Here is a 12,600-nt window from a genome sequence, read left to right as displayed (position 1 = left end):
GGCGACCGCGGTGAACGCGGCTTCGGCGGCAAGCGAGCCTTCGGCGACCGCGGTGAACGCGGCTTCGGCGGCAAGCGAGCCTTCGGCGACCGCGGTGAACGCGGCTTCGGCGGCAAGCGTCCCTTCAGCGACCGCGGTGACCGCGGCTTCGGCGACAAGCGAGCCTTCGGCGACCGCGGTGAACGCGGCTTCGGCGGCAAGCGTCCCTTCAGCGACCGCGGCGAGCGCAGCTTCGGCGGCAAGCGAGCCTTCGGCGACCGCGGTGAACGCGGCTTCGGCGACAAGCGAAGTTTCGGCGACCGCGGCAAGCGAGGCTTCGGCGGTCACGGATCATCATTTTCCGCCTCATCGCGTCAGCAGAGTGAACGCCGCAGCTTCCGCGAGCGTCCAAGCTTCGGCAGTCACAAACCCTTCCGCCGCAGCAACAGCCGCCGTCCCTACGGGCGCGGCGAGTGACGCGGCGCACCCAGCGACGCCTCTCCATCAGCCTTCATGACGCTTTCCCGCCTTCTTGCCCTCAGCCTGCTCCTTCCGCTGCCTCTTCAAGCACATGCGGCAGCCGGGGGAGCGTCGGCGCAAGAGCCGGCAGACAGCGCACTCGTGCAAGAAGCGGCGGCAGGCGATGCCGATACCGATGCCGATGCCGCGCTGCAACGGGCACGCGCGTGCAAACTGAAGGGCGAAGCATCCCAGGCAGAGCACTGGGCGGCACGCTACATCGAAATCCTCGAGCAGCGCGCCGAACGCGGTGACGTGCACGCCATGATGCAGCTGGGCGCGGATTATCGCAGAGGCCACGAGTTCATCAAAAAGGACGAGGCCCGAGCCGTCGCTTGGTTCCGCAAAGCGGTCGAAGCCGGCGAGCCTGCGGCCGCCTGCGTGCTGGGAACGCTCTACAAGAGGCAGGGACGCGAAGAAGACTCGCGCAGGGCTTACGCCGCGGCCTGCGAACTCTGCCGCACACGCCTTGCCGCCGACGCAGCGGACGCCGATGCCCTGTACTGGCTCGGCTACCTGGAAGTCAACGCATCAGACACGGAGAAACAACGTGCCGCCGGGCTCGAGAAGCTCGAACGCGCGGCAGCACTCGGAGACATCAGGGCGCTGCGATGCCTGCACGAGACCTACACCTGCGGCAAGGGAGTAGCGATCGACCTCGACCGCGCCGCGGGCTATGCCGAGCGCTTGGTGGCCATCACCGGCGACCCCATGATGGCCAACAGTCTGGCGCGTTACTTCATGAACCTCGACGGCAGGCGCTTCCCCGGCCGGGGCGCGGACGAGAGCGACGAAAAGGGACGGCTCTACCTCGACATCGCCGTGCGCGGCCACCACGCCAACGCCATGCAACACAAAGCGCAGCTTCTCAGCGCAGCAGGTCGCCACGCCGAGGCGCTGCCGCTCTTTGCCGCAGCGGCCGACATGGGCAATGAACTGTCGATGACCGAGGCGGCCATCACCCTGCTGAGCGGTCGCGGCGGCGTTGAGGTCGACGAAGCGCGTGCCCTGCGCTACCTCACCGAAGCCGCCGAGCGCAAACTCTACGCCCCCGCATTCCTCCTGCTGGGAGACTTTTACGCGACACGAGGCGAGCAACAGGCGGCCGACGCGGCCTACGGCAGCGCTTATGAAACGGCCTCCCTGCGATACGCCGCCGACCCCGGCGACTGTGTCTCGCTCTACTGCCTCGGCTACTTGGAACAAAGCGGCCTCGGCACCGCCCGAGATGACATCGCAGGCTTCGAAAAAATCAGACAAGCGGCCGACATGGGCTATCGCCGAGCCGCCCAACGCGCCAGCGAATGTTACCGCCAAGGCATCGGCACGGCAGTCGACGAAGCCGCAGCCGAAGCGTACGCCCGCCGGGCAAGCGGACGCGCCCCGAACTGATTCCGCCCGCCTCGTCATTCCGCCTCATCTTCCGCCTCTCACCTTCCCGCGCCTCCGGCGCCCCCTTCCCTCTCGAACAAGCCGCAGCACGGCTGCATCTCCGAACACAAAACTCCTTTTTCACCGCATGAAACACACCCTACAAGCCCTGCGCCTTCTGGCGCTGACAAGCATCCTTCTGCCCCTGTCCGCCCAAGAAACGCCCCCCGCAACGCCCCCGGCCACAACCTCCGGCGAAACTTCAAGCGAAACTACAAGCGAGGCTTCGGCAGCCCCCTCCGGCGAAGCTACAAGCGAAGCCGCGGCTGCCTCCTCGGCACCGAGCGAGAGCGCCGCTCCCGCCCCAACGCCGAAAAAGCCGGAGCTCATCTTTGATTCCGACGACCTTCAGCTCGAAGGCGAACTGGCGGCACTCAAAAACGAAGCCGCCGCCGGCAACGCGCAAGCCGCCTGCCAGCTGGCGCGTCGCTACGCCCTCAACGGCAAACTGCGCCAAGCCGACTCGTGGGCGACGCGCTACATCGACATGCTGGCGCAGCAGGCGGAAAAGGGCGACACCAAAGCCATGCTGCTGCTGGCCGCCCTCTACTGGCGAGGCGAAGAATTCGTCGAGCAGGATGCCGCCCAAGCGGCACGCTGGCTGAGCATGGCCGCCGACAAAGGCGAAGCCTCGGCCGCTTACCTGCTCGGCGAACAATACAAAGGCCAAGGGCAAGCCGAAGAATCGCAAAAAGCCTTCGCCCGCGCCTACGAGATCTACCGAGAGCGCTACGAAGCCGATCCGAACGACTTGCAGAGCCTCTACTGGCTCGGCTACATGGAGCAAATGGGCTTGGGCGTCGATCAAAACGTCGTCTCGGGCATCGCGAAACTGGAGCAAGCCGCTGACCAGGGCAGCGAATGGGCGCTCACCCAGCTCTTCAAGAGCTACGCCGAGGGCCTGACCGTTGAAAAGGACACGGAAAAAGCCATGAGCTACGCCGCCCGCATCGTCGAGCAGACGCAAGATGCAACCATGGCCATGCTGCTGGCCTCCTACCACCTCAACCTCAACGGCACAAGAGACGCCTCCGCCGCACCGGACAAGCAGAACGCCGAAGGGCTCCGCTACCTCGATCTGGCCGCCGCCGGCAACAACGCTGCGGCCATCTCCACCAAATCCCGCCTTCTGGCGGAAGCGGGCCAATACGCCGACGCCCTGCCCCTGCTGCAACAAGCGGCCAGCATGGGCGACCTGCAGGCAATGACTCAGGCCGGGAGCCTGCTGCTCAACGGCGCCGACGGCATTGAACGAGACAGCGAAGAAGCCCTGCGCTACCTGCGCACCGCAGCCGAGCGCTACGGCGACCCTGCGGCAGCCGCCGTTCTGGCCGACTATTACCTCTCCGCCGGTGAAAAAGACATCGCCAACCACTGGATCGTCATGGCCAGCGACGGCGGCGCCGCCTCGGCCATGCTGCGCCGCGGCTTCCTGCACCTCAGCCCCTTCTCCGGCCTAGACTGGAACCCCACGCTCACCTATCAGTGGTGGAAGCAGGGAGCGGCACTGGGCGACAGCAGCTGCGCCTCCGCCCTCAACATCTTTCACTTCGTCTTCATCCCTCTGCTGCTCATTCTGGTCTTCGGGCTTCCGCTCTACCTCAACTACCGCTGGCGCAAAAAAGCGGAACAAGAGAGCGGCGGCGATGCGGCAGCGGCGCCCAAGGACTGAGCCGCGCCTCCGCCCCGCCCCATGAAGCTGCCCCCCTCCGCCTGCCTCCACCGCTGCTGCCTGCGACTCGGCGGACATCCCTTGCCGCTCGGCCTCGTCATCGACCGCGCGAAACTCTGCCGCGTGCTGCTGCCCGCGACGGATGAGAGCCACGCGCAAAGCCTCCTGCACCCTTGGTCGGCAACGCAAATCGAAACGCCTGACGCCCCCCTGCCGGGAGCCGAACAAGCCTCGGAGGACGACCGCGCTCTGGCCGCCGAAGCCGCCCTCCGTCTGCAGGCCTGGCTCGACGGCCAACGCGAGACCCCGGACCTGCCGCTGGCTCCGCTGCCGGGCACGCCCCTGCAACAGGAAATCCGGCTTCGCCTCGCCGCCATCCCGCGCGGACAGACGCGCCGCTACGGCGAACTCGGCCCCGCGCGCTGCGTGGCGCGCGTCTGCTCAAGCAACCCCCTGCCGCTCATCCTGCCCTGCCACCGCGTGCTGCCGGCCGGAGGCAGCGCCGAGCACCCGGGGCGCTACAGAGGCGGCAGCATGCTCAAGCGAACCCTGCTGCTTCGCGAGGCCGGCAGGGACACCGAACACTATATACCCTTACCATAGCGGGATTTCACCTTGTCAGTCCTCGGCCACCTGTGGTAGAATACGGGCACAACGATGAAACGCAGCATACAGACGCTCCTTGTCGCCGGCAGCGCACTCGCTCTGCTGACCTCCGGCCAAGTAGCTCTCCGAGCCCCGCTCGAAGAAAGCCCCTCCGCCGCCGTCGGCTCCATCGGCGCGGACGAGCTCCGTCACCCCGACAAAGCGACCCTGCAAAGGATCGGCTCCGTCATGGCGCACGGAGACGTCAGCGACCTCGAACACCTTCTCAACGCCGGGCTCGACGTCAACGCCACGGACGAGTCCGGCACCTCCCTGCTGCTGGCAGCCACGCTGCTCAACCGCGACGACATGGTGCGCTGCCTGCTGGAACACGGCGCCGACATCCATCAGGAGAAAGACCCCTGCGTCACGCCGCTCATCGCGGCAGCCATCACCGGCAACGTGAACGTCATGGACGTCCTGCTGGCCGACCCGCGCAGCGACATCAACGAAAGTGCCGGCAACGGCTTCACCCCCCTCATCATCGCCAGCGGCACCGGAGCCATCAGCTCCGTGCAGGTGCTCAGCGCTCTGGGGGCGGATCCGGATAAATGCGACGCCGACGGCACCAGCCCCCTGCAAGCCGCCTTCGAGAGCGACGCCTACACGCCCGAAATCGTGCGCTGCCTGCTGGAACACGGCGCCGATCCCAATCTCGCGAACAAACGCGGCCTGACACCCCTGCACAAAGCCGTCGGCCACGGCAACGCAACCTGCGTCTCCCTGCTGCTCAGGCACGGCGCAAGAATCGACCGGGCCGACAAAGCCGGCATGACGCCCCTGATGTATGCGGCGGCCAGAGCCGATGAGCCCATCGTTCGCACCCTGCTCGACAACCGCGCCTCCGTGCACCGCCGAGACAGCAGCGGGCGCACCCCCCTCATCTACGCCCTCCTCGCCCCCGTGAGCTCCCCGAGCGACATCGCCGCGGCCGAGAGCGATGCCGCCGACGGAGAGAGTAACATCGTCACCCCGGCCGAAAAGAAACAGGTTGTGCTCCGCCTCCTCGAAGCCGGAGCCGACCCCGCCATCCGAGATTCTGACGGGCGGAGCGCCTACGACTACGCCCCCACTGACGAACTCCGGCAGCTCTTCGAAAACCACCGTCCCGAGAAGCAATGAGAGCAGGCGCGGCCCGAGTCATCAGCAACCCCGCCGACGTCCTGCCGCAGCTTGAGGCCCTCGCAGAACCTGCCTACCGCGACTTCGCCTCAAGACTCATTCCCGGAGGGATGCCCATGCTCGGCGTGCGTCTGCCGGCCCTGCGGCGCTTAGCTCGCGAGCTGGCGGCAGGCGCTTGGCAGGAGTATCTCGACGCCGGCATCAGCGAACAGTGGATGGAGCAAGTCATGCTGCGCGGCCTGCTGCCCGCTTACCTGCGGCGCGAAAGCTACGAGACGCGGCTCCGTCTGGTTGAAGCCTACGTTCCCTCCGCCCGCAACTGGAGCCTCTGCGATTCGTGCTGCGCGAGCTACCGCTTCGTCCGCGAGCGGCTCGGCGAGACCTATGAACGCCTGCAACCCCTGCTGAACAGCCGCGAAGAATACCCGGCGCGCTTCGGCGTCGTCATGCTCTTGCAGCACTACCTGCAAGAACCGGCATGGGTGCCCGAGATCATTCAGGCTCTTCTCCGTCAACCCGCCGAGGGCTATTACGCCCGCATGGCCGTTGCCTGGTGCTGCTGCGAGCTGCACCTGCGCTACCCCGAACGCGCCGCCGAACTCCTGAGAGACGGCGGACTGCCCGAAGAAAGCCGCCGCATGGCACAGCGCAAAATTCGAGAATCCCGGCGCCGCCCATGACACACCCCGACAACCCGCACCCGCCCCTCCCCGCGAGCACGCGCCCAACCCTCCTCGCGAGCACGCGCCCAACCCTCCTCGCGAGCACGCGCCAGGCCATCGGGTCGGCAGCAAGCCGCCATTCCCGTATGGCTTCTCTGCCGCCGCGATTCGTCCCTCTGCTTCTCTGTGCGCTGCTTCTGAGCGCCTCCGTCGCCTGCAGTCCGCCGCCGAAGCGGCACGGCGACACCGCCGCGAGCCTCGGTCGGCCGCGAGAGCCTCTTGCACCGAAGGACTTTGCCCTGCAGCTCCTCGCCACCATGAAGCAGGACATAGCGCCCGGAGGCGGCTACGACGGCAGCGACGACGCCGTCGCCGACATGAGCCGAGCCGTCGCGTGGGACGCCGCGCAGCGCAGCCTGAGCATCACCCCCCGCCTCGCCCGTCCCTCCTTCTGCTCCGGCGCCTGTTACCTTCTTCTGGTCAAAACCCTGCAAAAACTTCAACACGCCGGAGCCCTCGCGCTGAGCCCCGAAGCGCAACAGAGCCTCGCCGTGTACGGAGAACCCGACGGCTTCGGCATCTGGGGCCGGGCCAACGCCAACGGCCCGGGACTGGCAAAGCTCGTGCACGATCTGGGCGCGGGCGTCAACTTCACCGACCCGGCAGCCGCTCGCCCGGGCGACTTCCTGAAGTTCGGCTGGACGCCCGAAATCGGCTGCCGCGAACGCGGGCACCTCGTGCTCTACCTCGGGCAGGAACGCCGAAACGGCGTCCTCTGCATCCGCTACTGGTCGTCCAACAAACCCGGCGGCTACGGCATCCGCTGCACCGAACTCTCGCGCATGCACAACCTGCTCTTCACCCGCATCACGTCCCCCGGCAACTTCAACCGCGCCGCCGACCTGCCGCCCGCCGACCCTTGGTTGCAGGACATGAAACGGAGGCGCTTCAGCTTCAGCGAAGTCTGCCGCCGCGTCGGCGCCCGGGCGACACCCTGACGAGCCCCGGCATCATCAGAAATCGGGATTGAAACACCGCGCGGCCTGTGCTACAATACACCCGCATGATGACACTGGACGAACTCCGCGCTGAAATCGACCGCCTTGATGCCGACATCATCAAGCTGCTGCACCGCCGCGCCGAATGCGTGCACCAAGTCGGACAAATCAAGCGCGAAGCCCATACCCCCCTCTTCGTTCCCGAGCGCGAAAGCCAGCTCTTCGACAAACTCAAGCGCCTCAACCAAGGCGTGCTGCCCGAGGCAAGCCTCGAGAGCATCTACCGGCAGATTGTCAGCTGCTCCTTCAAGCTCGAAGGCGGCATTCGCGTCGCCTACCTCGGCCCCGAAGGCACATGGAGCCACCAAGCAGCTCAGGCGCGCTTCGGCGACAGCGTTGAACTGATCCCCTGCGCCAGCTTCCGCGAGGTCTTCCGCTCCGTTGAGAAAGAGCTCGTCAACTACGGCGTCGTCCCCATTGAAAACAGCTCGGACGGCTCCGTCTCCCAAGCGATGGACCTCTTCCGCGAAAGCCCCCTTCGCATCTGCGCCCAAATCCGGCAAAACATACGCAACTGCCTGCTCTGCAACGGCCGGAGAGAAGACATACACACAATCTACTCGCACCCGCAAGTCCTGGGGCAATGCCGCCTCTGGCTTCAGGAAAACTTCCCGCACGCCGAGCAGATAGCCATGAGCTCGACCTCGGCCGCCGCGCTGCGAGCAGCCGAAGAAACGAATCAGGGCGCAGCCGCCCTCGGCAGCGAACTGGCCGGCCGCATGCACGGGCTCCGGGTGATGGAGGCGAACATTCAGGACAAAGCCACCAACACCACGCGCTTCGCCGTCATCGGCACGCAAGAGACCAAACCGACGGAGCACGACCGCAGCACCCTCTGCTTCAAAGTGCCGCACACCCCCGGCACCCTCGTGACCGTGCTCGAGCACTTCAAAAACCACAACATCAACCTGCTCTGCATCGACTCGCGGCCGACCCGAGACACCCCGTGGGAATACCTCTTCTACGTCGACGTCGAAGGCCACCGCCTCTCCGAGCCCCTCGCGAGCTGCCTCTCCGAGCTGCACCAACTCTGCCCGATGTTCAAAGTTCTGGGCTCCTACCCCGAAGACTGATTCGCCATGGCCTTCGTCTGCGAACAGGCTCGCAAGCTGCTGCACCACGCGATTGCCTCCGATCGCCTGCCGCATGCCCTGCTCTTTGCCGGCCCGCCGGAAGCGGGCACGCACCGCCTCGCGCTCGATCTGGCGGCCACGCTCAACGGCGCACGAGCCGACAGCCTCGAAACCCTGATGCACCCGATGTGCCGCGTGCTGCGCCCGGGCTCGAAGAGCCGCCGCATCCTCATTGAAGAAGTGCGCGCCGTCGAGCCCTTTCTCGCCCTGCGCGCCGAAGAGGGAGAAACCAAACTCGTCATCATCCTCGAGGCCGACCGCATGGGCGAAGAAGCTGCCAACGCCTTCCTCAAAACCCTCGAAGAGCCGCCGCCGCAAACCCTCATCATCCTCATCACCGCGCTGCCCGACCACCTGCTGCGCACCATCCTCTCGCGCTGCGTGCGCATCGACCTCCGCGACCCGAGCGGCGAAATACGCCTCTGCGAAGCACAGCAGCGCTTTCTGCCGGCCCTCCAAGCCGCCCTGCCCCTCATCGGCTCAGACGTCGCCGCCCTCGCCCTGCGCGCCGACCTGCAAAAACTGCTGACCGAGCGGCGCGACCTCATCACCAAACGCCTGACAAGCGAACTGAAAGCCGAAGCCAAAAGCATCGCCGAAAGCACCGACGTGCACGACTGGGAGGCGCGGCAGAAAGACGCCACCACCGCCCTCATCGAAACGGAATACCTCAGCGAGCGCAGCCGCATCCTCGAGCTGCTCTCCCTCTGCCTCGGGCAAGCCGTCATGCTCGCCTCGCACGCGCCCGACGTCAAGCCCCTCGTCCCGGAGATTGCCGCCCTCGCCTCGGCTCTGCCCGTGCAAGACCTGCTGCGCCGCATGCGCGCCGTCGACGAGCTGCGCACCGACCTCAACTTCAACATCAACGAAGCGCTCGCGCTCGATGCGCGCCTGCTCGACATCATCGGCAAATCCCCCATATGAACAGCATGACCGGATTCGGAGCCGCCTCGGCTCCCCTCGCATCCTCCACCCTGAGAGTCGAAATCAGCGGGGTGAATCGCAAACAAACCGAAATCGCCGTCTCCCTGCCCCGCAGCTGGGCCGAGCTCGAAACCCGAGCGCGGGATCTGGCCGCCGGAGCCGTCTCCCGCGGGCGCGTCAACCTCAACATCAGCCTGCAGAGCAGCGGCAGCGGCAACGCCGCCCTCTCCGTCAACCGCGCCAAACTCACCTCCCTCAAACAGCGCCTCAGCGACGTGAGCAACGAGCTGGGGCACCCCGTTGAAGCCAGCCTCGACGCCCTGCTGCGCCTCGGCATCATCGCGGAAGAAACCGACGCCGACATCTCGCCCGAAGACGCATGGGCCGTCGCCGAACCCGCCATACGCCGCGCCCTCGACGCCTTCTGCACCCTGCGCGCCCAGGAAGGCGCCAACCTGCGCCGCGACCTGCTGGCCCGCATCGACACCCTGCGCGACTACCGCAGCCGCATGCTCGAACGCGCCTCGGGCGTCGCGCTTCGCCACCGCGAAACCCTGCTCAAACGCCTCGAAGAAAGCGGCCTGCCCCTGCCGGCGGACGACGAGCGCATCATCCGAGAAATCGCCCTCTTCGCCGACCGCTGCGACGTCAGCGAAGAAATGACGCGCCTCGGCTCGCACCTCGACCAATTCTGCGCCATCTGCGCGAAAGACGAAGCCGTCGGCCGCACGCTCGACTTCCTGTGCCAAGAGATCTTCCGCGAGCTCAACACCACGGGCTCCAAGGCAAACGACGCCGAACTCGCGCAGCTCGTCGTCAACGCCAAGACCGAGCTTGAGAAAGTCCGCGAGCAGGTTCAGAACGTCGAATAAACCCGCGCACCGCCTCGGCCAAAACCCGCACACAGCCACAGCCGCAACCCGCACACAGCCTCGGCCGCAACCCGTACACAGCCACAGCCGCAACCCGCACACAGCCTCGGCCGCGACTCACACAGCGCCTCGGCTACACCGCGGCCCTTTCCGCCTCCCCGCCTTTTCCCCCGCATACAACTCGAACATCCCCCTCCATGACAGGCACCCTGCTGATCGTCTCCGGCCCCTCAGGCTCGGGCAAAACCACCCTCTGCCGCCGCGCTGAAGCCGACGGACTCACCTGCTACTCCATCTCCTGCACCACGCGTGCGCCCCGCCCGGGCGAGCGACAGGACATCGACTACCACTTCCTGAGCCGCGAAGACTTCGACGCCAAAGTCGCCGCCGGAGCCTTTCTCGAACACGCCACCGTGCACGGCAACAGCTACGGCACCCTCAAAGCCGACATCGTCGAGCTGCTGCTGCAGGGGCGCAACGTCGTGATGGACATCGACGTGCAAGGCGCCGCCTCCATCCGCGCCTGCAACGACCCGGTCATCCGCCGCGCCTACGCCGACGTCTACATCCGCGTCCCCTCCGACGAACTCGAAGCCCGCCTGCGCGGCCGCAGCACGGACGCCGAAGACGTCATCCGCCTGCGCCTGCACAACGCCGCCACCGAAGACGCCCGCTGCGGCGAATACCAGTTTGAGCTCATCTCCGGCGACCGCGAGCAGGACTACGCCCGCTTCACCGCCCTGCTCAGCACCTTGGGCATGCGCACCGCTCTCCGCGACTGAAGCCGCACGGCCCGCCGCGGCGGAGCAGCACTGCCCCGCCATCCTCCCACACCGCCGCGCCTCCCCCGCGACGTCTGCCCGGCGCAGCCGCCGCATGCCGCCTTCCCTGCGCCAGCCCCCCTGCGCCAGCCCCCCTGCGCCAGCCTCCCCCTGCGCAACCGCATCCCCCTGCGCCCGCATCCCCTCGCAGCCGTCCCGCCTCACAGCCGCACGCGCAAACGCGCTTTTTCGGCGACAAGCGCAGGAATGCGCTTGACGGAAGGGGGGCCTTTGCACTAACTTGTATCCATGAGCATCATCTATGCCGGCGCGGAAGAGCGCCGCCACACCGGAAACATCAAGTGGGACCTCCAAGGCCCCCTGCCCTTCGGCATCGCCGATATGGACATCCAGTCCCCGCCCTGCCTCATCGAAGCCCTGCAACAGCGCCTCAACCACCACTTCTACGGCTACGCCTTCATGACGGACTCGCTGCGCGCCGCCATCACCGACTACCTGCGCGAGCGCCACGGCATCGACGCCCGACCCGAATGGCTCCACGACCTGCCCGGCTGCGTCCCGGCCTTCACCCTCGTCGCGCGAGCCATCTGCACCCCGACGCATGCCGGCATCATGGTCTGCACCCCGGCCTACCCGCCCATGCTGCACTGCCATGAAGACACCGACTGCAAGCTCATCACCGTCCCCTGCATCCGGCAAAACGGCCGAGCCGGCTTTGACTGGGAGGCGATGGAAGCCGCCGTACGGCCCGACACCAAACTCTTCCTGCTCTGCAACCCGCACAACCCTCTCGGCCGCAGCTGGAGCCGCGAAGAACTGCTGCGCGTCGGCGAGTTCTGCTGCCGGCATGACCTCATCCTCTGCTCCGACGAAATCCACTGCGACCTCGTCCTCGACGAGCACCTGCGCCACCAAAGCGCCCTGAGCCTGCCGGACGAAATCCTGCAGCGCACCATCATGCTCAGCGCCCCGAGCAAAACCTTCAACATGGCGGGCATCTGCTTCACCTACATGGCCGTCCCGAACGCCGAACTGCGCGAGCGCATCATCAAAGCGCAGGGGCACAGCCTGCCCACCCTCAACGTCTTTGCCTACGCAGCGGCCGAGGCCGTCTACCGCGAAGGCTGGGGCTGGCACGCCGAACTTCTCCAAGCCCTCCGCCGCAACAGCGAGCTCGCGCAAAACTTCATCAGCACGCACATGCCCGAACTGCGACTCAGCCCCCACGAAGCCACCTACCTGCTCTGGATCGACTGCAGCGCACTCGGCCTCAGCTCACCGCACGACTTCTTCCTGCAAGAAGCGGGCGTTTACTTGGACGACGGCGCCAACTTCGGCGACGGACAATGCGTGCGACTCAACTTTGCCACATCACCGGAGCTGCTCATGCAGGGACTCCAAGCGATGGAAGCAGCCATCGCCAGGCTCAAAAAATCCTGATTTTTTGAAAAAAAGGCTTGCCTTGCGGAACAGCGGCGTGTATAATGCGCCCGCATCCGCGAGGAAGCCTTGGCGAAACAAGCGAGGCCACTCGAAGGGATCATGCGAAGTTAGCTCAGTGGTAGAGCACATCCTTCACACGGATGGGGTCATAAGTTCGAATCTTATACTTCGTACTCCTCAAAGCCCGCAAGCTCAACGCTTGCGGGCTTTTTGCATCCCCTGCCCCGCGCGGGTCGCAAGCGGTCACTTTGAGCCGTCCCGGCCGCAGCCCGTCCTCCACCGCGGCTCTTCTGCTAATTGTGTGGAATGACGCCGCAACAGAGCAGAGAGAAGAAGAGAAAAACAACGCAGGGGGCAG

The 12,600-nt window shown here is 66.3% G+C and carries 11 protein-coding genes, 1 tRNA gene and 1 pseudogene; 12 read left to right on the top strand and 1 reads right to left on the bottom strand.

The genetic code is table 11. The features are described 5' to 3' along the window. Positions 1–327, bottom strand: a pseudogene (locus AC6UAL_RS09085) (cell envelope biogenesis protein TolA); the annotation flags it as partial. 165 nt (positions 328–492) lie between these two features. On the opposite strand from AC6UAL_RS09085, the gene AC6UAL_RS09080 reads away from it, so the two are divergent. The 12 genes from AC6UAL_RS09080 (at position 493) to AC6UAL_RS09025 (ending at position 12,415) form a co-directional block, all read left to right on the top strand. Further along, on the top strand, positions 493–1,890 hold the full coding sequence (locus tag AC6UAL_RS09080; protein ID WP_500683061.1) for a tetratricopeptide repeat protein: 1,398 nt from the start codon (positions 493–495) through the stop codon (positions 1,888–1,890). Positions 1,891–2,017: 127 nt separating this feature from the next. Next, positions 2,018–3,601, top strand: a complete 1,584-nt coding sequence (locus AC6UAL_RS09075) for a tetratricopeptide repeat protein (RefSeq protein WP_500683060.1) — start codon at positions 2,018–2,020, stop codon at positions 3,599–3,601. 21 nt (positions 3,602–3,622) lie between these two features. Continuing rightward, positions 3,623–4,204 (top strand): methylated-DNA--[protein]-cysteine S-methyltransferase, encoded by a 582-nt coding sequence (locus AC6UAL_RS09070; RefSeq protein ID WP_500683059.1) that lies wholly within the window; start codon positions 3,623–3,625, stop codon positions 4,202–4,204. A gap of 54 nt (positions 4,205–4,258) precedes the next feature. Next, a complete protein-coding gene (locus AC6UAL_RS09065; RefSeq protein WP_500683058.1) occupies positions 4,259–5,368 on the top strand; it encodes an ankyrin repeat domain-containing protein in 1,110 nt (369 codons plus the stop codon). Beyond that, positions 5,365–6,048 (top strand): DNA alkylation repair protein, encoded by a 684-nt coding sequence (locus AC6UAL_RS09060; RefSeq protein WP_500683057.1) that lies wholly within the window; start codon positions 5,365–5,367, stop codon positions 6,046–6,048. Before AC6UAL_RS09065 ends, AC6UAL_RS09060 begins: the two co-directional genes overlap by 4 nt. Positions 6,049–6,176: 128 nt before the next feature. Continuing rightward, complete coding sequence (locus AC6UAL_RS09055) at positions 6,177–7,028, top strand: hypothetical protein (protein WP_500683056.1); 852 nt, start codon at positions 6,177–6,179, stop codon at positions 7,026–7,028. A 65-nt stretch (positions 7,029–7,093) separates the two neighbouring features. Continuing rightward, the gene (gene pheA / locus AC6UAL_RS09050) at positions 7,094–8,161 is read left to right on the top strand and encodes a prephenate dehydratase (protein WP_500683055.1); all 1,068 of its coding nucleotides are present in this window, start codon (positions 7,094–7,096) and stop codon (positions 8,159–8,161) included. Between the two features lie 6 nt (positions 8,162–8,167). Then, positions 8,168–9,145 (top strand): DNA polymerase III delta subunit-related protein, encoded by a 978-nt coding sequence (locus AC6UAL_RS09045; RefSeq protein ID WP_500683054.1) that lies wholly within the window; start codon positions 8,168–8,170, stop codon positions 9,143–9,145. Beyond that, complete coding sequence (locus AC6UAL_RS09040) at positions 9,142–10,017, top strand: YicC/YloC family endoribonuclease (protein ID WP_500683053.1); 876 nt, start codon at positions 9,142–9,144, stop codon at positions 10,015–10,017. The genes AC6UAL_RS09045 and AC6UAL_RS09040 overlap by 4 nt, the downstream gene beginning before the upstream one ends. A 197-nt stretch (positions 10,018–10,214) precedes the next feature. After that, complete coding sequence (gene gmk, locus AC6UAL_RS09035) at positions 10,215–10,799, top strand: guanylate kinase (RefSeq protein WP_500683052.1); 585 nt, start codon at positions 10,215–10,217, stop codon at positions 10,797–10,799. 288 nt (positions 10,800–11,087) lie between these two features. Next, positions 11,088–12,239, top strand: coding sequence for a MalY/PatB family protein (locus AC6UAL_RS09030; protein ID WP_500683051.1), 1,152 nt, complete (start codon positions 11,088–11,090; stop codon positions 12,237–12,239). A 104-nt stretch (positions 12,240–12,343) separates the two neighbouring features. Next, positions 12,344–12,415: transfer RNA gene (locus AC6UAL_RS09025), tRNA-Val, on the top strand. The last annotated feature ends 185 nt before the right edge of the window (positions 12,416–12,600 follow it).

The sequence above is a fragment of the Candidatus Parakkermansia intestinigallinarum genome (assembly GCF_944389695.1).
In the GTDB taxonomy this organism is placed as follows: domain Bacteria; phylum Verrucomicrobiota; class Verrucomicrobiia; order Verrucomicrobiales; family Akkermansiaceae; genus Akkermansia; species Akkermansia intestinigallinarum.
This window is presented reverse-complemented; position numbering and strand designations above follow the sequence as displayed.

What these genes read in the sequence shown, in the direction of transcription:
- AC6UAL_RS09080 (WP_500683061.1), top strand. Translation starts at nt 493, where the DNA reads ATGACGCTTTCCCGCCTTCTTGCCCTCAGCCTGCTCCTTCCGCTGCCT.
- AC6UAL_RS09075 (WP_500683060.1), top strand. Translation starts at nt 2,018, where the DNA reads ATGAAACACACCCTACAAGCCCTGCGCCTTCTGGCGCTGACAAGCATC.
- AC6UAL_RS09070 (WP_500683059.1), top strand. Translation starts at nt 3,623, where the DNA reads ATGAAGCTGCCCCCCTCCGCCTGCCTCCACCGCTGCTGCCTGCGACTC.
- AC6UAL_RS09065 (WP_500683058.1), top strand. Translation starts at nt 4,259, where the DNA reads ATGAAACGCAGCATACAGACGCTCCTTGTCGCCGGCAGCGCACTCGCT.
- AC6UAL_RS09060 (WP_500683057.1), top strand. Translation starts at nt 5,365, where the DNA reads ATGAGAGCAGGCGCGGCCCGAGTCATCAGCAACCCCGCCGACGTCCTG.
- AC6UAL_RS09055 (WP_500683056.1), top strand. Translation starts at nt 6,177, where the DNA reads ATGGCTTCTCTGCCGCCGCGATTCGTCCCTCTGCTTCTCTGTGCGCTG.
- pheA (WP_500683055.1), top strand. Translation starts at nt 7,094, where the DNA reads ATGATGACACTGGACGAACTCCGCGCTGAAATCGACCGCCTTGATGCC.
- AC6UAL_RS09045 (WP_500683054.1), top strand. Translation starts at nt 8,168, where the DNA reads ATGGCCTTCGTCTGCGAACAGGCTCGCAAGCTGCTGCACCACGCGATT.
- AC6UAL_RS09040 (WP_500683053.1), top strand. Translation starts at nt 9,142, where the DNA reads ATGAACAGCATGACCGGATTCGGAGCCGCCTCGGCTCCCCTCGCATCC.
- gmk (WP_500683052.1), top strand. Translation starts at nt 10,215, where the DNA reads ATGACAGGCACCCTGCTGATCGTCTCCGGCCCCTCAGGCTCGGGCAAA.
- AC6UAL_RS09030 (WP_500683051.1), top strand. Translation starts at nt 11,088, where the DNA reads ATGAGCATCATCTATGCCGGCGCGGAAGAGCGCCGCCACACCGGAAAC.